General features: G+C 31.4%; 26 protein-coding genes. 21 read left to right on the top strand and 5 right to left on the bottom strand.

The window, feature by feature from the left end:
- Window positions 1-10: 10 nt before the first annotated feature.
- The 14 genes from TEGL_RS12485 to TEGL_RS12420 all read left to right on the top strand — a co-directional run bounded on the left by TEGL_RS12485 (window position 11) and on the right by TEGL_RS12420 (window position 14,585).
- A complete protein-coding gene (locus TEGL_RS12485) occupies window positions 11-265 on the top strand; it encodes a hypothetical protein (protein ID WP_018592619.1) in 255 nt (84 codons plus the stop codon).
- Window positions 266-276: 11 nt separating this feature from the next.
- Window positions 277-642, top strand: a complete 366-nt coding sequence (locus TEGL_RS12480; RefSeq protein ID WP_018592620.1) for a hypothetical protein — start codon at window positions 277-279, stop codon at window positions 640-642.
- Window positions 639-1,076 (top strand): DUF6751 family protein, encoded by a 438-nt coding sequence (locus tag TEGL_RS12475; RefSeq protein WP_018592621.1) that lies wholly within the window; start codon window positions 639-641, stop codon window positions 1,074-1,076. The genes TEGL_RS12480 and TEGL_RS12475 overlap by 4 nt, the downstream gene beginning before the upstream one ends.
- The gene (locus TEGL_RS12470) at window positions 1,076-1,432 is read left to right on the top strand and encodes a minor capsid protein (protein ID WP_018592622.1); all 357 of its coding nucleotides are present in this window, start codon (window positions 1,076-1,078) and stop codon (window positions 1,430-1,432) included. The genes TEGL_RS12475 and TEGL_RS12470 overlap by 1 nt, the downstream gene beginning before the upstream one ends.
- Window positions 1,429-1,872 (top strand): hypothetical protein, encoded by a 444-nt coding sequence (locus tag TEGL_RS12465; protein WP_018592623.1) that lies wholly within the window; start codon window positions 1,429-1,431, stop codon window positions 1,870-1,872. The genes TEGL_RS12470 and TEGL_RS12465 overlap by 4 nt, the downstream gene beginning before the upstream one ends.
- A gap of 3 nt (window positions 1,873-1,875) precedes the next feature.
- The gene (locus TEGL_RS12460; protein ID WP_018592624.1) at window positions 1,876-2,376 is read left to right on the top strand and encodes a hypothetical protein; all 501 of its coding nucleotides are present in this window, start codon (window positions 1,876-1,878) and stop codon (window positions 2,374-2,376) included.
- A 20-nt stretch (window positions 2,377-2,396) separates the two neighbouring features.
- Complete coding sequence (locus tag TEGL_RS12455) at window positions 2,397-2,753, top strand: DUF6673 family protein (RefSeq protein ID WP_018592625.1); 357 nt, start codon at window positions 2,397-2,399, stop codon at window positions 2,751-2,753.
- Between the two features lie 3 nt (window positions 2,754-2,756).
- A complete protein-coding gene (locus TEGL_RS12450; RefSeq protein WP_018592626.1) occupies window positions 2,757-3,407 on the top strand; it encodes a bacteriophage Gp15 family protein in 651 nt (216 codons plus the stop codon).
- A gap of 47 nt (window positions 3,408-3,454) precedes the next feature.
- Window positions 3,455-4,081: a hypothetical protein gene (locus TEGL_RS12445; RefSeq protein WP_018592627.1), complete on the top strand. Its 627-nt coding sequence runs from the start codon at window positions 3,455-3,457 to the stop codon at window positions 4,079-4,081.
- Between the two features lie 73 nt (window positions 4,082-4,154).
- Window positions 4,155-7,556, top strand: a complete 3,402-nt coding sequence (locus TEGL_RS12440; RefSeq protein ID WP_018592628.1) for a phage tail tape measure protein — start codon at window positions 4,155-4,157, stop codon at window positions 7,554-7,556.
- Complete coding sequence (locus TEGL_RS12435) at window positions 7,557-9,620, top strand: distal tail protein Dit (protein ID WP_018592629.1); 2,064 nt, start codon at window positions 7,557-7,559, stop codon at window positions 9,618-9,620. It begins immediately after the preceding gene.
- Window positions 9,621-9,622: 2 nt separating this feature from the next.
- Entirely contained in the window at window positions 9,623-14,239 is a 4,617-nt protein-coding gene (locus tag TEGL_RS12430) for a phage tail spike protein (protein WP_018592630.1), read from the top strand.
- Window positions 14,240-14,253: 14 nt separating this feature from the next.
- The gene (locus TEGL_RS12425) at window positions 14,254-14,442 is read left to right on the top strand and encodes a hypothetical protein (RefSeq protein WP_018592631.1); all 189 of its coding nucleotides are present in this window, start codon (window positions 14,254-14,256) and stop codon (window positions 14,440-14,442) included.
- 11 nt (window positions 14,443-14,453) lie between these two features.
- The gene (locus tag TEGL_RS12420) at window positions 14,454-14,585 is read left to right on the top strand and encodes a hypothetical protein (RefSeq protein WP_018592632.1); all 132 of its coding nucleotides are present in this window, start codon (window positions 14,454-14,456) and stop codon (window positions 14,583-14,585) included.
- A gap of 272 nt (window positions 14,586-14,857) precedes the next feature.
- Here the strand turns inward: TEGL_RS12420 and TEGL_RS12415 are convergent, their stop codons facing one another.
- The gene (locus tag TEGL_RS12415) at window positions 14,858-15,160 is read right to left on the bottom strand and encodes a cupin domain-containing protein (RefSeq protein ID WP_330360114.1); all 303 of its coding nucleotides are present in this window, start codon (window positions 15,158-15,160) and stop codon (window positions 14,858-14,860) included.
- Between the two features lie 640 nt (window positions 15,161-15,800).
- On the opposite strand from TEGL_RS12415, the gene TEGL_RS12410 reads away from it, so the two are divergent.
- Genes TEGL_RS12410 through TEGL_RS12390 form a run of 5 tightly spaced genes read left to right on the top strand, consistent with a single transcriptional unit; the run spans window position 15,801 to window position 17,647 of the window.
- Window positions 15,801-15,977, top strand: coding sequence for a hypothetical protein (locus tag TEGL_RS12410; RefSeq protein ID WP_154650669.1), 177 nt, complete (start codon window positions 15,801-15,803; stop codon window positions 15,975-15,977).
- 59 nt (window positions 15,978-16,036) lie between these two features.
- Window positions 16,037-16,309: a hypothetical protein gene (locus TEGL_RS12405; RefSeq protein ID WP_018592634.1), complete on the top strand. Its 273-nt coding sequence runs from the start codon at window positions 16,037-16,039 to the stop codon at window positions 16,307-16,309.
- A gap of 57 nt (window positions 16,310-16,366) precedes the next feature.
- Complete coding sequence (locus TEGL_RS12400) at window positions 16,367-16,597, top strand: hypothetical protein (RefSeq protein ID WP_018592635.1); 231 nt, start codon at window positions 16,367-16,369, stop codon at window positions 16,595-16,597.
- An 11-nt stretch (window positions 16,598-16,608) separates the two neighbouring features.
- The gene (locus tag TEGL_RS12395) at window positions 16,609-16,872 is read left to right on the top strand and encodes a phage holin family protein (RefSeq protein ID WP_018592636.1); all 264 of its coding nucleotides are present in this window, start codon (window positions 16,609-16,611) and stop codon (window positions 16,870-16,872) included.
- Window position 16,873: 1 nt separating this feature from the next.
- The gene (locus tag TEGL_RS12390) at window positions 16,874-17,647 is read left to right on the top strand and encodes a peptidoglycan recognition protein family protein (protein ID WP_018592637.1); all 774 of its coding nucleotides are present in this window, start codon (window positions 16,874-16,876) and stop codon (window positions 17,645-17,647) included.
- Window positions 17,648-17,711: 64 nt separating this feature from the next.
- On the opposite strand, the gene TEGL_RS12385 is transcribed toward TEGL_RS12390, so the two are convergent.
- The 4 genes from TEGL_RS12385 to TEGL_RS12370 form a co-directional block, all read right to left on the bottom strand.
- A complete protein-coding gene (locus tag TEGL_RS12385; protein ID WP_018592638.1) occupies window positions 17,712-17,882 on the bottom strand; it encodes an AbrB/MazE/SpoVT family DNA-binding domain-containing protein in 171 nt (56 codons plus the stop codon).
- A 173-nt stretch (window positions 17,883-18,055) separates the two neighbouring features.
- Window positions 18,056-18,211, bottom strand: coding sequence for a hypothetical protein (locus TEGL_RS12380; RefSeq protein ID WP_018592639.1), 156 nt, complete (start codon window positions 18,209-18,211; stop codon window positions 18,056-18,058).
- Between the two features lie 303 nt (window positions 18,212-18,514).
- Complete coding sequence (locus TEGL_RS12375; RefSeq protein ID WP_018592640.1) at window positions 18,515-19,018, bottom strand: hypothetical protein; 504 nt, start codon at window positions 19,016-19,018, stop codon at window positions 18,515-18,517.
- A gap of 66 nt (window positions 19,019-19,084) precedes the next feature.
- Window positions 19,085-19,288, bottom strand: a complete 204-nt coding sequence (locus tag TEGL_RS12370; protein ID WP_018592641.1) for a hypothetical protein — start codon at window positions 19,286-19,288, stop codon at window positions 19,085-19,087.
- A gap of 249 nt (window positions 19,289-19,537) precedes the next feature.
- Between TEGL_RS12370 and TEGL_RS12365 the strand changes: the two genes are divergently transcribed.
- Together TEGL_RS12365 and TEGL_RS12360 are read left to right on the top strand one after the other, a co-directional pair.
- A complete protein-coding gene (locus TEGL_RS12365; protein ID WP_018592642.1) occupies window positions 19,538-19,714 on the top strand; it encodes a hypothetical protein in 177 nt (58 codons plus the stop codon).
- A gap of 234 nt (window positions 19,715-19,948) precedes the next feature.
- Window positions 19,949-20,317, top strand: a complete 369-nt coding sequence (locus tag TEGL_RS12360) for a hypothetical protein (RefSeq protein ID WP_018592643.1) — start codon at window positions 19,949-19,951, stop codon at window positions 20,315-20,317.
- The last annotated feature ends 14 nt before the right edge of the window (window positions 20,318-20,331 follow it).

The raw sequence follows: 20,331 nt of genomic DNA, 5'->3' as shown, positions 1-20,331 counted from the left end.
AGGTTAAATTATGCTTACTGTAAGAAAACAAAATAAAGAATTAACTATATTGGACTCTCAGAAGGAGTCCTTTTTAGATCTTGGATATAGTGTCATAGATAAAGAAGGGAATGTAACTGAAGTTGGAAAAGCTACTGAGCTTGGAAATTTAAAAGAAGAAAACGAAACTTTAAAAACAGAAGTAGCTAAATTGAAAGATAAAGTTAAGAAGCTTCAAAATGAAAATAAAAAATTAAAAGAAGAAAAAGAAGCAAATAAGGAATAGGGGCTGAGGGTATGGAATATGTAACTTATCTTGAATATACAGAGTTTTCTAAGGGTAAATCCATACCCGAAGAAAGCTTCAATGACTTAATTGGATTTGCGTGGGATTTTATAGATTGTATAACATTAAACAGAATACATAGTCTTGAAAGTATACCTACCGGCGTTTATAAAGCTGTATGTGTTGTAATAAATGAAAAATATAAAATAGATAAAGAAAAAGAAAATGGTGTTGTTACTCAAGAAAAAATAGGTGATTATTCTGTTAGCTATCATATAAATGAAGATGCTAAAGCTTCTGAAACTAGACGATTATATAATGTAGCCAAAATGTATTTAGCTTCTACATGTCTTTTATTTAGGGGTGTTGGAATATGAAGTTTAATGAAAATATAACTTTATATAATGCTTATTATGATAAAACTAGTGATGCATTAAAATATAGGAGAACATATATAAGAGGTGTAAGTTTTCAAGGGAAAAGAGCTTTAAGTTCAGCTAGTAAAGATTTATTAGCAAATGATAATGCTTATAACATATACATACCATTTAATGCAGATATAGAAGATAAAATCTATGTGAGGCCTAAAGAATATGAAAAACTAAGTGAAGCTGAGAAAGAGAAATATTTTACTTTTAACAATGATGATAAAATAGTTAAAGGTATCATAGATTTTGAATTGACAGGTAGAAAGCCTAATAATATAGCTTATTTAGAAAACTCATATGATGATGTTGTTAATATAACTAGTATAAGTATAAATGATTACTGTAGTGAGAAATTAAGGCATTGGAAGGTAGGTGCTAAGTAATGGCTAAAGTAAAATTAAAAATGGAACCTTTGCAAAAGATTTTAACTGCTAGAAGGCTACAAGAAAATGGAGAGGGACAAAAGTTTTTATCTAGTCAAGTAAAAAAATTTTGTGATCCTTATGTACCGTTTCAAGAAGGCCCGCTTAAAAATACAGCAGTAGTTAATACAAAGAGCGTAATTTATCCGTCTATTTATGCTAGATATCAATACTACGGAGTTAGTAAACTAGGTAAACCACTTAACTATGGCCACCCTCCTTTGAGAGGAAAGATGTGGGATAAAAGAATGATGGCAGATAAAGGTCCGGAACTTGTAAGTTCTGTTGCAAAATTCTGCGGAGGAAAATCTAAATGACAATTTTAGAAGCAATAAGAAATTATATTAAAGAATGCCCCTATTTAAGTGAATTTAGTAGGGGCATTAATGTTGATTACCTAGGTGAAAATACTAATAGTTATTCAATTGAAAGTATTCCAGCTACACCAATAGTTCGAAGATATGTAGATGGTTCAAGTATAAGACAATTCTTATTTGTATTTTCAAGCCGAGAAGCTTATGGCCAAGATGCTTTTCAAAACTTAGAAAACATAGGGTTTTATGAACTCTTTTCAAAATGGATAGAGCAACAAAATAGATTAAGAAAACTTCCTGATCTAGGAGAAGGAAAAACAGTAAGAAAAATAGAGACTCTTACTACTGGTTATACTGGTGAAATCATGGATATGCAAATGGATAAATGTAGGTATCAGATACAATGTAGGATAGAATATTTTCAAGATAAAGGAGTGAGTTAATATATGCAAACAATATTTAGATATATGGAAGCTGATTATTTAAAGAAAGCTGGAACAGAAGGAACTTATATATTCATGGGAGCTGGATATACTGCTCTTGATGAAAGTCCCGGAGCAGAGATGGATGAAAAGACTTATATACATAATAAAACATCTTCTTCTACGGTAAAGGGGTATAAAAGAAAATTTCCTTTTACTGCAGAAATGATAAAGGACGAAGCTACAATAATGGATTTATGGTCAGTAGCTAGAGATAGTAAGACAGGAGTAGATGCAGAAAGAGATTATGTAAAAGCTGATTTATATAGCCCTGTTGAAAGCAAAGCGAATACATACAAGGCTAGAAAGTTTAAAGTTAGTGTTGAAATATCAGATAAAAAAGGTGATGGCGGAGAAATACTTGAATTAACAGGCAATCTTAATGCTGTAGGTGACCCTGTATTAGGTGAGTTCAATACAAGCACTTTGACTTTTACTGCTGATAGTGAATTAACACCAGCATAATTTAGGAGGATTAAATAATTATGATATTAAAAATTAACAATGAAGAAATTGAATTAGACTTTGATGTGTATGATGTAGATACATCTGAAAAATATGAGGATGCATTAAAAGAGGTTATACAAGGAAATGAATCGTTAGAAGATAATGCGAGTACATCTCAAATAATAAGAGAACAATGTAAATTAGTTTTTAAGTTTTTCAACGATATATTTGGTGAAGGTACTGACAAAGATGTATTTGGGGACAAGGTAAATTTAAGAATATGTTTAGATGCGCTTGAACAAGTTATAGCAAATGCTAATACTCAAGTTGAGGGTATGAAGAATAGAGTAAATAAATATTCTCCAAATAGAGCTCAAAGAAGAAAGAAAATGTAGGTTATGGAGTGTAATATACTTATTGATAAATTACCTAATTTAGTTAATATAGCTGGTGCGAAGTTTGTTATTAATACAGACTTTCGCACTGGTATTTTATTTGAAAAAATGATGCTAGATAAAGAAATAGAAGAAGATGAAAAATCAAAGTTAGCTATAAATCTTTATTATGACAATGAGGAAAATAGGCATTTAAGATATATTATAAATAACATGAATAATAAAGATGAAGCTACAGATAAATTACTTTGGTTTTATAGGTGTGGTAGAGAAGAACACGAAGTCGTAGGAAGTAAAAAAAGTTACTCATCAAGTAGTAGTAAAAATATTTATGATTATGACTTCGACCAAGAATATATATATTCAGCATTTTTAGAGCAATTCAATATAGATTTACAAGATATAGAATATTTACATTGGTGGAAATTTAGAGCATTATTTAATTCTTTAAATGAAAATTGTAAATTCTCTAAGATATTAAATTATAGAAGTATAGATCTAAGCAAAGTGAAAGATAAAGATGAAAAAGAATTTTATAAAAATATGAAGGCTTTATATGAAATACCTACTAAGATAAGTAAGGAAGAGAAAGAAAAAGTTGATGCTATAAATGAAGCTCTTAGAGCTGGTAAAGATATAAAGAATCTGTTGTAAAAATGATTTCGCTATAATACTATTACAGTATATAGGGAGGGGATTATATGAAAAGTTCATTTAAGAAATTTTTCGATTTTGAAAGCAAAGTAGATGGAAAATCAGTAAGTGATATTAAAAAGGAACAAAATACGGTAAAAACAATAGGGGAAATCATGGATGAAAAGGAAGGAAAACAAATACCGAAGAAAAGGTTAAGTAATAAATTAACTGGACGTGAAAAGATATTAATAGTAATGGTTATTTTTTTCTTTATTGCATACTGTGGAGCTAGTAGTCAGAGAGATACTTATCGAGAACAATTAAAAACATTAACGCAAGAAAAAGCAGAATTAGAAAGTAAAGTTACAAATCTCGAAGAAGAAAATGATGAACTACAAAGTAAAGCAGTTGAAACTGAATCTACTGAAAAAGTGACTGACAAAATAGATATATCGAATATGAGTGTGTATGCATCATTTTATAATGGTTCCGAAATATATGGCGGACATGTTCACAAAGACTATGATTGTTTGTTTTGTAAAAAAGAGTCACTTGGAAGTAAATTAGATGTTCAAGAAGTAGATATCAATGAATTAAATCAGATAGAAAAATATAAAAGTATAAGATTTTGCTCTATGTGTTTTCCAGAGCCTTATTGTGGAAATAGCATAACTGGAGTGGTTAACAATTAAATAGATTTTAAATTAAGCGCTTACTTTTTAGTAGGTGCTTTTATTATGCCTAAAAACAAGGAGGTGAAAATGTATGAGTGATGGTCAAATTATTATAGATACCGCCTTGGATAGTAAAGGAATAGAACAAGGAATTAAAGAGCTTAGTGGCATTGCAAATAAAGGATTAAAAGGTTTACTAGATCAATTTTCTAAAATATCCCCAACAGCAAAAACAGCGACTTTAGGAGTAAGTGCTTTAGTTGCTGGATTTAAAGCTTTTCATCAATTAGGAACTACTGCACTTAAAGAAGTAGGAGGCGCTTTATCTAGTATAGGTTCAATAGCACTTGATGTAGGAAAGCAGATATGGGATTCTCTCGCACAGATAGGACAGTTTCCGACATCGATTAATGATGTTATTTCTGAATATACTTCTTATAATTCAACAATGAAAGAGGTAGAAGCTATATCTGGAGCTACAAAAGAAGAATTTAAGCAACTATTAGATGTTACAGCTAAGCTAGGTAGAGAAACTCAGTTTACAGCAACTAATGCAGCAGAAGGTCTTAAATACATGGCTATGGCTGGATGGAGTGCAAAAGAGTCTATGGATGGATTACCTTCTGTACTTAGACTAGCTCAGATAGGTTCAGCGGATTTAGGTACTACATCAGACATAGTAACAGATACAATTACAGCAATGGGAATGAGTGCGACAGACTGTGGAGATATGGTAGATATGTTTGCTGCTACTATTACAAAAAGTAACACTACTGTTGAAATGATGGGAGAAACAATGACATATGTCGCTCCCATAGCTGGAAGTTTAGGTGTACAATTTGAAGATTTAGCTTTAGCAACTGGATTACTTGCAAATGTGGGTATTAAAGCTAGTATAAGTGGTACTTCTCTTAGAACTATGCTTACAAATTTAGCATCTCCAACAGATAAAGCAGCTACAACCATGAAAAAATATGGAATTTCAATGAAGGAAACAAATGACGGCTCTGTTGACTTAGATGCCACTATGCAGAATTTAAGAAAAAGCCTAAGTAGTTTGCCTCTTAAAAAACAAGCAGAAGCTGCTAAAAATCTTTTTGGTAAAACTGGCATGGCTGGTGGACTTGCGATTATAAATGCTAGTGAAAGCGATTATAAAAATTTAAAAACTGCCATTGAAGGTTCTACCGAGTCTATGACTTATTGGAAGAAAGAATGTGAAAAGGCAGGAATGACAGAAGAACAAACTGCTAAGAGGTTGGACGAATTACATAATGTATTTACTGAATCGAAGGATATGGCAGATGCTCTTAATATAAGTTCTACAGATTTAACTAAGTCAATTTCTCTATTAGGCAAAGATGGTAAAGTAACAAGTGGAAATATTGAAAATTTATTTACTGTATTTAATAAGTTGAACAATGCTACTGAGGAACAAAAAGTATTGATGAAAAAATACGGTATAGAATTAGTAAAAAATGATGATAACTCATTAAATTACGACAAGTCACTTAAAAATATAGTTACTTCATTGAGAGATAAAACAGATGCAGAAAGAGAAGCTATATTAACAGGATTAGATCTAGCAGGTTCAATTGAAGAAATTAATGAGCTATGTGCTCTTACTCCAAATGAGTTCAATAAAACAATTAAAGCAATAGAAGAAACTCAAAGTGCAGCAGAAAAAGCACAGAAGATAATAGATGAGTCATTAAAAGGTTCTATTATGAGATTAGGTTCCGCTCTTAGTGGTTTAGGCCTATCTATAATGAGTGAATGTGCTCCTGCTTTAGGTAAATTTTGCGACTTAATGGCTGAAAGTGCAACTTTACTTCTTAATGGAGATGTAGATGGAGCTGTTACAAAATTTACTAAGGGATTAAAAAGTGAATTTAAAAATATACCTAAGATAATGTCAAATGCTTTTAAAGGTATTGAGAGTTTTGTGGTTAAACAAGGACCTAAACTTTTTGATGCTGGTAGTTCATTGCTTAAAAATATATGTAAAGGTATAACTGGTAATAAAAAAAGTATTAGTGGTGCACTAGATAGTGCTGTAAAACAAGGTGCTGAGTTTATAAGTAAAAATGCTCCTGATTTAGGTGATGCAGCTATAAGTATAATAGATAGCTTATCGAAGTCATTTGACAAGAATAAAGGTGATATAGGTGATGCTTTATACAAAGCAACAAATGAAGCAGTAAAGGTGTATCTTGAAACTAAAAAGTTAGAGTGGAAAGTTAAAATTAATCTAATACCGCAAATAGTATTAGGTGCTATGGAAACTGGAAACGCTACAACTAAAGCTGAGGATTCTGGGAATTCACCTCTTGGTTTTTCTGGGGCAAAAGAAGATTATGCAGGTACAAAATCTTTAAAAGACTGGTTTGAAGATTTATTATCTGCTATAACTCCAAAAGCAGATGCAGCAGAAATAGAAAATGAAGGGAAAAAAGTAGGAGAAAAGGTAGTTAATGGAGCAAAAGACGGAGCTATAACATCTATACAAGATGCAACTAAAGAAATACAGCAATCAGCAACGAATATGTATAATGGCGCTAAAACATCATTTTCAAAATTAGCAGAAGTAGGAACTCAATCAGCTTCTCAAATGTATAACGGTATGAGAACTTCGTTTACAAGTCTTGCTAGTGTAGGTAAACAATCTATGACAGATATGTATAATGGATGTAAAACAAGCTTATCTGGACTTAGAAATATTGGGACTACACAGATGATAAGTCTTAAAAACGTTACAAGAACACAGTCAACAGAAGCTAGAAATGCGTTTACAACTCAATTCATAAGCCTTAGAAAAGTTGCTAGTACTCAAAGTAAAGAGGCTAGAGATGCTGTAACAACTCAAATGATAAGCATGAAGAAAGTAGTAAGTACTCAATCAAGAGAAGCAAGAAATGCATTTACGACTCAAATGATAAGTATAAAAAATGTAGCTAGAGTTCAATCTCAAGAGGCAGGAAGATATATAGCTACTGGGTTGGCTAGTGGTATTAGGAGTGGGACATCAAGCGCTGTCAGCGCAGCAAGAAGTATGGTTGCTCAAGTCAATGCAATAGTAAAAAGTGTAGCTAAAATAAATTCTCCTTCAAAGGTAACTACTGAATATGGTGAGTTCTATGCAGAGGGACTTGGTGTTGGTATTAAAAATAAAACTCCTGAACTATACAAAACTGCTATGAATCAGATTCAAGGGCTTAATAATAGAATGAAATCTGCTGTAAATGCAGAGATGTCTAGAATATATGTAAGCGCTAATGCTAATTCAACGAGCAATATTAAAAGTTACAATACAACCGAAGCTAGATTAAATAATGAGGATATAGAAAGACTAGGGGAAGCTTTAAGCTCAAGACCTAATATAATGAAAACTATTATAGGCGAGAAAGAAATAATTGAAGTTGTTGCAGAGCCAGTACGAAAACACATTGCTAAAAGCGATGAAAGAAACAAAAGAAAAAAAGGAGATAGTTAGATGCTAAATTTTAATGATATTGATTTAGAACAAATTTTAAATGTAATTAGTATAGAAAAACCGTTAATATCTTCAAGGACTAACTACTCCAAAGATATATCTTCAAGACATGGAGAAAAGTATAACGGCTTCAAATATGGCCCTAAGCCAATAAAGGTTAAGGCAGATATTAAGAGAGCCAGTGAGGAAGAATATTTAGAAGCATTGGACGAATTATCAAGTGCTTTAGATGTTCAATCAGAATGCCCGCTATATATAGACGATAGCGGGCGTTTTTTCTTTGCTGTGCCAGACGGTGACTATGAAGAAGATAAGATTTGTGACGGCTTTGGAACAATAACAATTGAGTTTATATGTTATGTGCCCTTTGCGTACAGTGAGGAAGCCAAGCAATATGACGGAAGTTATCTTGTAGAATGTGTTAATGAGGGAAATACAATTTGTCACCCTGTAATTGGTATTGGGCTAAGTCAAGATTGTCATTTTGTTCAAGTTGAAAACATGACAAATCATAAGAAAATATTAGTAGGTACTTATCCCGATCTAGCTTACACAACTATAAAAGAAAAATCAACTGTGTTAAGTGATAACTGCGAACAAACTACAGACTGGATTGTTGGAAGTTCAAGTGTTGATAGCGATAGGGCTACAAATGGAACTCTATCGGTTACTGAAAGTGGAGCAGGTATAACGGCTGGTGACTTTGGAAGTAAATCTTCTGGTGCTAACTGGTATGGGACAAGTGCTAGAAAAAACTTAAATGCTCAAGTTAAGGATTTTTATGTTGAGTGTGTTATGAGACATAATTCACCAGGTAAAAATGGAGACCCAAATACGGGAGATAATGAAACTGAAACAGTTGTAAGTGGCTCTAAGAAAACTTATTACAAGGTTAAATGTACCTCATTAAACGTTAGAAGTGGTCCAGGAACTAGATATAGAAGAGTAGGAGCATTAAAGAAAAACACAAAGGTATATCCTTCTTCTGTCTCTAAGCACTGGGCTAAGATAGAGTATAAAGGCAAGACTGCATATGTATCTACGGATTATCTTAGAAAATGTGTGAGTAGCAACACTGTAACTGCTACTAGAAAGAACTTTGTAACTCATAAAAGCACTGCTATTAGAAGTACCTACAAGAAAACTTCTAAAGACAAATGCACTATAAAAACAGGGCAAGTAATTAGATGCATTACTAGTAAGAAGTATCTTGACCCTACAGACAAGAAGAAAGAACGCTATTATTATAAGCTAGCTCAAAAGTATAAGGGACATTCGGGATATGTAGCTGTAGCTAATTTAACTGCGGCATCAAATACATTTTATGACTATGAAATTGAGCCAGATACAGCCGATGACAAAGTGGGAATGGTTGAGCTATACGGATATACTGCTAATAATGAAAAGTTATTTAGAATAGGGCTTTATGATGATAACGAATGGTATGAGTTTACTTATCCACTGATACAAGTTGGATCTCAAGACTTCTTGAAGGATAAAACTGTAGCTCCTGCGCCTAAGACAATTACACGATACGAAGGTGGAGGAGATAAGCTAACTGTAACTAAAGATGCATTATTGAGTGGTAAGTATGGTCCGTGGGAAAAGTTCTACGGAAAGTTAGGTATACAAAGAAAAAACGGCAAATGGAAAGCATGGGTTTACAAAATCAAAGATGGTAAAACAGTAAAACAATTACTTAGCAAAAAAGAAGTTAAAATAAGTGGCAGTAATACGGGTAATCTTGCTTACATTGTTGCGTATTTTGGAACTTTTGCCGAAACGTCAGAAAAAGCATGTGATATGGCTATCAATCATGTTACTGTTAAAAACCTTAATCCTAAAACGTCAACATATCAGAATGTTAAAAAATTTGAAGAAGGAGACGTTATAAGTATTGATTGTTATAACAACAGTGTTTATTTAAATGATAAGCCTTACCCTGATGCGGTAGATATTGGCTCACAGTTCTTTGGATTAGACGTAGGAGAAAATACGATAAAAGTTAGTAGCGATGATATTGACTTGTCAACATCGGTAACATTTAATGAAAGGTGGCTATAAATATGAGTAATCAAATATGCGATACTATATTTGTCATGGATCCACAATTCAATGTAATAGGTATATTAAGTAATAACGGAGCGTTTCCTAATGCTCCGTTTTTTGATGATATATATATACAAGAATTAGCCACTGGAGCTGAAACTTATGAATTTTCCACACATTCAAATTCTATTACAAGTGAAATTCTTCAACTAGGCAACTATATAGTATTTAAATATGGTGACAAATACAAGTTATTTCAAATCATGGATAATGACGATGAACACAAGGAAAGTCAAATTATAACTTGTTATTGTGAAATGGCTGGATTGGAGTTGCTTACTGATTATTGTGAACCTTTTTCAATTGAAGGTAATGTTGAATTATTTTTCAATACAGTGCTGCAAGATACTAATTGGTCATTAGGTGGGTATAGTTCATCGCTAGTCACAAATATTCAGCAAGTTAAAAATGAAAAATATGCTAACGTATATAAGATAATACAAGATAATATCGAAACATATGGAAATATAGAAATTGAATTTAGAGTAGATTTCAATGGTAATACTGTAACTGGGTTTTATATAGATGTTTACGAGAATGGTTATCGTGGAAGTAAAACATACAAGCGTTTTGAATATGGTGAAAATGTAGAAGGAATAAAAAGGAATAGAAATATGTATGACTTTGCAAGTGCCATGATAGGTACTGGTAAAGATGGTTTAACATTCAAGGATATAGAATGGAAAAAAGCTGATGGAAAGCCTGCGGATAAACCAAAAGGACAAGACTTTATTGTAGATTTAGGCGCTAATGAAAGATTTAATAAGCGTGGTAAGTATATTAAATCATTATATGAAAGTGACGACAATAATCCTCAAGATTTATTATTACACTCTTGGGAAAGGCTACAGGAAGTAAAAGAACCTAAATTTGATTATGAAGTTGACTTGGCTCTTACTGATACAGAATTTGAAGAAATATCAATCGGAGATACTAACTATGTTATAGATAATGACTATAATCCTCCTATACTTTTGGAATGTAGAGTTGGTAAACTTGAAATTTCATTAACTGATAATAGTAAGAATAAATGTACTTTAAGTAACTACAAAGAGGTTACTAGTAAAATTAGAGAACCTAAAGATGGAGAAAACGGCAAAACTCCAGAGATAGGTGATAATGGTAACTGGTGGATAGGTGGATTCGATACGAATAAGCCGTCTCAAGGACAACAAGGGTTACCTGGTCCCGCTGGTGAACCCGCTAAATATGTAAGAGTTAATAGTGAGCAAGTTTTTAAATATGCTAATGGATTTGCAGGAAGTCCAACTCCTTCTGTAATAACTATTAATTCTTCTGTTATTGGTGTAACTAACCCAAGCAGAGTTTGGTCATATAAAACTCCTTCTATGAGTAATTACGTTAGTATGTCTTCTACAGATGCAAATATAGTTATAATGCATAATGACGTGATTTGGGGAGGAAGTAAAAGCATTACAATTAGATGTAGCGTTGGTGATAAATACGATGAAATAACTTTAGTAAAAGTAGCAGATGGAAGTCAAGGAATACAAGGTAATGGAGTTAAAAGTACTCAAGAAGAATTTTATTTATCTTCTGATAAAGTAAATCAACCAAGTGAGACTGATTCTAATTGGACAACTACATGTCCTCAATGGAAACCTGGTAAATATATATGGACAAGAATAAAAATGACATATACCAATAATAACGTAGAATATGTTGGTTACTCCGTTGATACGTCTTGGGAAGCGGTTAATGAACTACAAATTAGTGACAGAAACTTCATTTTAAAATCAGATATGTATATAGAAAATGGAAGGGATATAACTACTTGTTCTATATCGGACGATTTTATTGCTAGATATAATGAAAGTAAAGGTAAAAAAATAATAACATCTTTGGAAATTACTGCTGACAATGCAATATCTACCAACACTTCTGGAAGTAAAAGAGTTGGTGTTGAGACAAATGTTGAGTTCACCGATGGTACTTATGGTTACATAGGTTGTTGGCAACAGCTAAGTGATGTGCCATTTAGTTGCGATAAAAAAAGAATATCGTATGAGCAAATTGTATCTAGTAAAGATATAAAACGTATCGTTGGTATAGGATTATATATACAAGGGCTTACTAGTGGAACAGTAAAAATAGGTAAGCCGAAGACACAAATATCTGATAAGGTTACAGACTGGAATTTAGCTCCCGAAGATAATGTGACTGGCGTAGATGTTATGTTTTATTTATCTACATCAAATACAGAATTAATAGGCGGAACATGGCAAACTACTGCTCCAGAATGGACAGAAGGTAAGTATATGTGGCAGAAAACTGTTACTACTTTAGGTAATGGCCATACAAAAGAAACTAATCCAACTTGTATAGCTGGTGCTAAGGGTGATTCGGGATATACAATAGTATTATCTAACGAAAATCACGCGTTCCCTTGTCAATGGAATGGTAATATACCAAGTGCGATAACTACTACAACAAAAGTTGTAGCTCTCAAAGGAACAAAGGAGATAACTCCAACTATAGGAACTTTACCTACTATTCCAGGGCTTACATTAAATAAAAGCGGAGCGACCATAACTATTGTGGCTAATGTGGGGACTAATTTATCAGATTATGGCATGTTTGATATACCTATAACTGTAGATGGAATAGGATTTACTAAGACTTTTACTTGGACAAAATCTAAAGCTGGTACAAATGGTTCTAACGGAAGCAATGGTATAAGTCCTTTAAATGCGACATTGTCGGGGCAAAGTCTTATGAAATATTTAGACAAAACAACTGCCCCTACTCCTGCGACTATCTCTATAAAATGCAAGGCTATGAAGGGCGCTACAGAAGTGACAGGGACATGCACTTATCAATGGCAGGCTTATTATAATGACGCATGGAATAACATAGGCACAGGCTCTAGTATAAGCATAGCTTACAACTCTAGTTATTTCTTGAATTTAGACATATTGCAAATAAGAGTAAGCATCACTTACAGTAACGAAACCATAACGCTTGAGCATACGATAAGTAAAGTATATGACAATAAATATATATCTCAACAAGAAATATTTGATAAATTAACAGAAAACGGAAATGATTTCATATATACTGATCCCGATACTGGAAAAATATATATCGACGTTACTTATGCAAGAACAGGGCAATTAGTAGCTGACCTAATAAAAGGTGGAGTACTAACGCTCGGAGGAATGGGGGATAATAGTATCTCCGACTATGGAGTATTTAGAATTTTGGATTACGATGGCTTAAATGAACTTGCTAGATTTGATGGTGGTGATGCATGGTTTCAGAGTTTATCTGCAAGTGAAATTAATACTGATAAATTAATAGTTAATGATATAGAAGCAAGCGGAATAACAAAGCAGCTCACAAGTAACGTAAGTGTTTCTGTAAATAGTAGTACTGGAAATGATGATAGTATATTTGAAGATGGCGCTATATTTGCAAGTATGCAAGGAGCTTTGGACGCTTGCCCTAAAAATTTAGGCGGTAAAATGGTGAGTATAACCCTTGAAACAAATACTACGGAAGATGTATACTTTGATTTTTTTTACGGTGGAAGAATGAGAATATTTTTTAATGGTAAAAAATTGTATGGATTCTTGAGAGGAAATAGATGTACTCATCATTTCCAATTTTTTGGAGGAACAGCAGATGATTATTACGCATCTACTGGAAAGGTAATGCCAAATAAAGGGTATGCTCATGCTTCAATATCTACGAGTGTGTCATTGACAGCGTGTAGCGATTGTGCCATGTATAATATGAATATATATGCAGCTACTAACTTAGCAGACGACTGCACAGAATCAGTTGGATTATGTTGTGGTGATGGAGGGTATGTTTATCTAAATGGTGTTACGCCTATAAATTGTATGCATGGATTTAGGGCAAATGCTAATGGCGTTTTATACTCTACTGGAACTGGTGGCAAGGGTAGCAAATATGGATTTACTGCCGTGTCTGGCGGACAAGTTAGATTATCAAATGGTAAGCATACTGGTGGGGTTACTGCAAATACATACGAATCTAGTGGTGCTACAGTTAAATATCACAGCGCAACCTTTGAAGGTACTGCAACTGGTGGGAATAATGACAGTAAACCTACGCCAACAACGTATAAGGTATCTTATACTAGCAACTATGGAGATACTTACAGAAGTTCAGTATACAACTCTTGGAAAAAAGATAATACTGTAAGACAGGGAGATTACGGTTATGGAGACTGTAATGGAGCATGGTTCTTTAGTTCCAATTTTGCAGAATTAAAAGGCAAAACTGTAACAAAAGTAACTATAAAAGTATCGAGGACTTCTGGAGGGACTTCTTCAAGCGTAACTCATACATTAAAAGCTCATAAGAACAGTTCCCGACCAGGTGGTATGCCAGATTATATAGATGGTTTTTCTCAATCATTTGGGTTGTCCGTAGGTGCTTCAACAACTGTAACAATAACTAATTCAACTGTATTAAAAGCTATAAGCGATGGCGTTTGTAAAGGATTTGGTTTACGTTCTGCATACGACAAATCTCACTATAGCGTATGTAAAGGTAGCGCTACTGTAACAATTTGGTATCAATAATTAAGGAGGTATTTATGAGAATTAATGGAGAATACGATAACTGCGGATTATCAGAAGAAGAGATTAGAGCAAGAAATGAAATGGATGAACCCGCACAACCAGGATTAAACGAGAAAGAAAAAATCAAAGAACTGCAATATGAGAATACTATGCTAAAAGAGTGTATTCTGGAAATGAGTCAAGTTGTATATGATGGACAATAAGGTGGATTGGTATGATAGCAAAACTATGGATGCAAGAAATAATAGATGAAAATAAGAAATATACACAAGTACCTAAATTACTCAAAGAACAAGTCAAAATATTATTAATAGATGCTGGGCATGAAGAACTAATTGTAGAATAGTTCTTTTTTTATTTTCAATAGGTAAATGATGCGAAATAAAAATGTTTTTGATGCCATATAGATAAATAGGAATTTGATGAAAAAATTTTTAATAAAAGGCCATTATTAAGAGATAAAAAACAAAAAAGATAATAAATCTTGAGGATTATATACAGATTATCAAGCTGAAACCTTTTGATTCCCTAGAAAAATAGCTTTTTATATTAAAATAAGAGCTAAATAAGGTAAATTATCCAGCTCCTATTATATTGTGCAATTAATTAATATCTAAATTAATTTCTACTAGATTCAGCAGCCTCTGCATCTGATTTAGTTAGATGTACTGTATTTTTGGGATGCTCAGGTGGAGCATAAATAGCATATAGTTTAAGTGGTCTATTTCCTTTATTTATAACATTGTGCCATTTGCCAGCTGGTATAAGAATAGCATATTCAGCAGAGATTTTTCTTTCAAAATCAAGATTATATTGGGTATCGCCCATTTGAACAAGCGCTTCACCATCTTCGATTCTTATAAATTGATCTCCTTCTGCATGAACTTCAAGACCTATATCATCACCAATATCAATACTCATTAGAGTAACTTGCAAATGATTCCCTGTCCACAAGACTGTACGGAAAGTATTATTCTGTCTGGTTGTATATTCAATATTAAAGACAATAGGATTTGGACCATAATCTTTTAATATAAGATCAGGTCTTTTATATATTGACTTAGTGTACTCAAAAGGGTATGGATACATATTATACATTTCTTGGTTACTCCAAAAAGGGTATGAGTACATGTTGTACATTGGTGGTGGTATAATACAAGGATATGGATATGGGTTAGGAATATTAGGCATATTTATTTATCACTCCTTTTATAAACTTTATAGAATTATATGATGAACTTTTAAATAAATTACTTAGAATTAACAAATAGGCTTATATAGCAGATCCTAAGTTTAAAATAAAGTAAACCTATTTACTAAGTATATGAAGGGATTAAAAGAAAAAGGAAAGATATATTTAGAAATCTTAGCAGGAAGGGTAATAGATATTGATAACGTAAGAACAACTCGATATGGGGTATCATACATTTAAAAATATATAGATTACAAAACTTATAAAACAAAAGGATCTAATTAATTAGGTCCTTTTTTATATAAAGAAAGTTAAATATAAAAATTTCTTTCTTAAGAGGAATCTGTTATTGATGGTAGAATATTTTTTATGAATGAGAATGTATCAATAGTAGGATATGTATTGATTATGTTCAAGTTGTTAATATTCATACTTGAGGTGATGTGGTTGAATTTAATAGGAAGTTTATTTCTTTATATAGCAAGTCTTACCATTATGCTGATTATAGCTTTATTTGTTATAGCGATATTAATTAAATCAATATAGAAGGAATATACTCCTAATAAATAGAAATATTTGAAAAAATGATATTAGGAGGATTAATTATGAAAAAGGTAGAACTAACCATAAAAGATGTAATACTCATCGATATAATAGATGAAGGATTTAATGAAATCCCTAATATGAGGAATAATATAACCCCAAATAACTTTAATATCAGTAGAGAACTATTTACTAAGTGTATGAAGGAATTAAAAGAAGAAGGTAAAGTAAACTTAGAAATCATAGGAGGAAAAGAGTTAGATATTGATAACTTAAGAACAACTCGACACGGGATATCATACATTAAAAAGATATATAGATTACAAAACTTATAAAACAAAAGGGCCTAAGTTAATTAGGCCCATTTTTAATGCAAAGAAAGCGAGGTATTTATGAACAATGAAATAATAATAGCAATATTAGCATTCGTGGGAACCTTAGCTGGTTCCTATTTTAGTAATAACAAAAATACTGCAGTAATGCAGGAACAAGTTAAAGATTTAAAAGAAGATATAACAGTTCTTAGCAACAGAGTAGATAAGCATAACAATCTCATTGAGAGAATGGCAGTAGTAGAGCAGAGCTGTAAATCTGCTCATCATAGATTAGATAATATAAATTAGGAGGTAAGGTTATGGATTTAACTTTTTTAAATGATTATGTAGTGTTAGTTATAGTAGGTATATGTGTATGTGTTGGGTATGTATTAAAGAATAGTTTTCCTTCATTAGATAATAAGTATATACCTTTAATCATGGCTATTTTAGGCGTGGTACTTAATGTATGGATAGTTAAAATAATTAGTCCAGATGTAATACTAGGGGGTATGTTTAGCGGTCTTGCAAGTACAGGATTACATCAATTATTTGTTACATTAATCAATAAGGAGGATAAATAATATGAGTTATATTAATAATGGAGTAATAAAGAATGGATCTAAAATAGGAACTGCTATTGTTGATAGTTCTGGTTTATTAAAAAAAGGATGGATGATACCTTATGTATCATTTACACCATCATCTGTTACAATACATGAGACAGATATGCCAAATGTGAGTTCAGAGCAAATATATAAATCATTAAAGAATGGCAATAGTGATACAAGTAGAAAACAAGCATCTTTTCAAATTTGTGTATCTGCAACAAAAATAATGCAGTGTGTAAACTTATTTAGAACTTGTTGGCATGCAGGGAATAGAACAGGAAGTTCAACTAGTATAGGTATAGAAGTTGTTCAATACGATGATAAAACATTACAAGAAAAAGCTTATAAGAATGCAGCTGAATTAGTAAAAATTATATTAGCAGAGATTAAAACAGTTAAAAAAGTTGTGCAACATAATTATTGGAGTGGGAAAAATTGTCCAAGTAAACTAAGAGCTAAATGGAAAGGTTATACTTGGGATTGGTTTACTAATTTAGTATATTCGAAAGAAAAATATGTACAGTTAAAAAATGGAGATTACAACAAGAAAGCAATAGTAATAACTCCTACACTTAATGTAAGGAAATCAAGACCAGATAAGAATGGAAAACTTGGTAAATACGACTTCAAATTAAAAGAAGGAGATATTATAGAAGTAGGATATGTTCTTAATGGCTGGGCTTCTATTTGGGTAGAAGGTGACATGGGATATATCAATACTAGTAGTAAGTATATAAAATTAGTATAAATAAAATAGCTAGGTTGGATAATTAAATCCTTCCTAGCTATTTTTGCCCTAGCTATTTTTGCAATTATTTTGCTTTTTTAATTGTTATCTCTCCATTTTCAAAAGAAACAAGTACTTCTCTATCTTCAACATCGATACCCATTTCCTTTATCCAGGTAGCTGGAAGTGAAATTCTTGGAGTATAACTTCCACTACCGGATTTACTAAAAGATATATTCAACTCTCTTTCTTCCATGTTCTACCACCACCCCAGTAATTTAGTTAATACAGCTATAGATGTAATTAGAGACATAATATTAACTATTAAGTTTATTATTTTTAGTTTTTGCATTTTATTTTTGTAAGAAATGACATATAATATTTTTAAAGGAATAAATCCATACCTTGAAGGCTTTTGCCCTCTTGGCACTACTTACTTAGAAAAGTAATTATAATCGTTATATTTACTACCATGTTTGTAATTCCTACGATTATGCTTACTACTGTTAGCGCTGTATCTAAGTTTGAGTTTTGGTTTTTATTTCTTTTTTTATTTATTCTTCTAACTCCTCTCTTGTTTGCCATTTCTTTTCCTCCTTCCATACTATAATTATATTATTTTTATGACGTCCCGTCAAAAGTTTTGTAAAAAAATACCAACTAATTTTTAATTTTTACAATAATATCTAGTAGTAGATATGTGAAGTAATAAAAAATAAGTTGGCATTACGGTGACCACCTTTGACACAATAAAAATAATTTTTAAATATAGGTACTATTATAATATGTATAGGACCTTTGAAGTATGTCCATAATTTTAATAATCCATGTTATAGTGTAATTTTAAAAGGCTGGTAGGGAAATAAAGTTCCTTACCAACCTTTTTTGCTATTCTTTGTTAGAATCCCAATACTCTTCACCTTGTTGAGCTTTTTTATTAGATTTTAACCATTCTTTATAAGTTACTTCTTTTCCATTTATATAATATTTAGTTTTTTGTTCATCTGTATTTTTATCTTCATATTCTTTAAAGCTATCCCAATACTCTTTATCTCTTGTATCTGTATCAGGATCATAAACATAGCCTTCATCTTGTTTTTTACCTTCTTTACCCAAGTGAGTACCATCTTTAATATTTTCATCTTGATTTTCTTTTTTAGTAGATTTTTTATTTGTTTTAGTATAAGGTTTACTTTCAGAAGAAGTTTCACCTGATGATTTTTGAGATTTATTTGATGACTTATCAGTTTCTTTTTCATTACTATCATCTTTATTTTGTTCAACTTTTGTATCTTCTTTGGTTTCATCTTTAGTAGTACTATCATTATTTGTACACCCAGATAAACCAATACAAATAACTCCGCTTATTATAAAACTTAATATTTTCTTCATTATATACACCCCTTATTTAATATAGTAGCAGAAAAGACTAGAGAAGTTAATCTCTAGTCAAAAATACTACATTTTATAGTATTTATTTTCTATATTATCAAATCTTTTTAAAAGTATATCTGAATTGTATAAACGAGCTTCTATTTGTTCATTATCAACTTTATCAGCGCAAATCTCATTATACAGTTGTAAAGCTTCATCATATCCATATTCTTCGCTAAAGAACTCATTACCTCTAATATCAGTCCAACTAACTTTATATTCTTTCATTATATATCCTCCTCATAAATTTTTATTTACTTATGTATATGAAATAATTAATCAAGAGTTGACTAACATTAATAAAAAAATAAATAATTCTTTTATAATTTTAATGTAACAATTAACTAACATTAACATATATTTAATTAACAAGATAAAAAGTAAAGGATATTAGTTAAAAATTGTATAACTAATTATTAGATAATATTTAAGAATTATTTAATTAACAATAGAATAAATTTTAGAGAGGTGATAGTTATGGCAAATAGAAATAATAAACCTATAGTGATACCAGTATCTTTTAAAACAAGTACACTAGATGATAAAATGTTGCTAGATTGGTTGGAAAGTAAATTTGAAATTTACGGAAAAAGTAACTATATTAAACAAGTTTTGAAAGCAGAAATGAAAAGAGAAATAGAAAAAAGCGAATAGTAAAAGAGCTCCAGGACCGCCATCCATAGAGCTCAAAGGTATGTGAACTGCATATAAATACAATTCTATTATTACTTCTATAATAATTTATAAAAACCCTTCTATTAAAAGAAAGTCTTTTCTATAATATCTAAAGCAAGAGCACATCCAAACCAAAATATAGCTTCACCCATATGCATTCACCGTCCTATAATTTTGTAGTTATAGTTTATACAATTTTAAGGAGGTTTAAACATGAAATCTTATACATTTTCAGAATACAGACAGTTGCAAGAGTTGAGTACAATAGATAAATTTTTAGGAAAACTAAAGAAAAATAAAAAAGAATATGCAAAATTAGTATTTTTATTAGCGGTAATAATTCCAAAACCTATTCTTGCAGCTAATAATGATTTAGGATTAGGATCTGTAGCTTTTGAAATAATACACATGGTATTAATATTTGCTAAGTATGGTTGTTTAGGTAAAGGTATAATATGTATGACACAAGAAATGCTGCAAGGAGCTAACTTAAAAGAAGCGTTTAGTGAAGGTATTCAATATTTCATTTTCTATATAGTATTAAATCTATATCCAAGATTATTTGATATGATTAAATTTTAATAGGAGGGCATTAC

Origin of the sequence: Terrisporobacter glycolicus ATCC 14880 = DSM 1288, assembly GCF_036812735.1 — a bacterium.
Lineage (GTDB): Bacteria > Bacillota > Clostridia > Peptostreptococcales > Peptostreptococcaceae > Terrisporobacter > Terrisporobacter glycolicus.
This window is presented reverse-complemented; position numbering and strand designations above follow the sequence as displayed.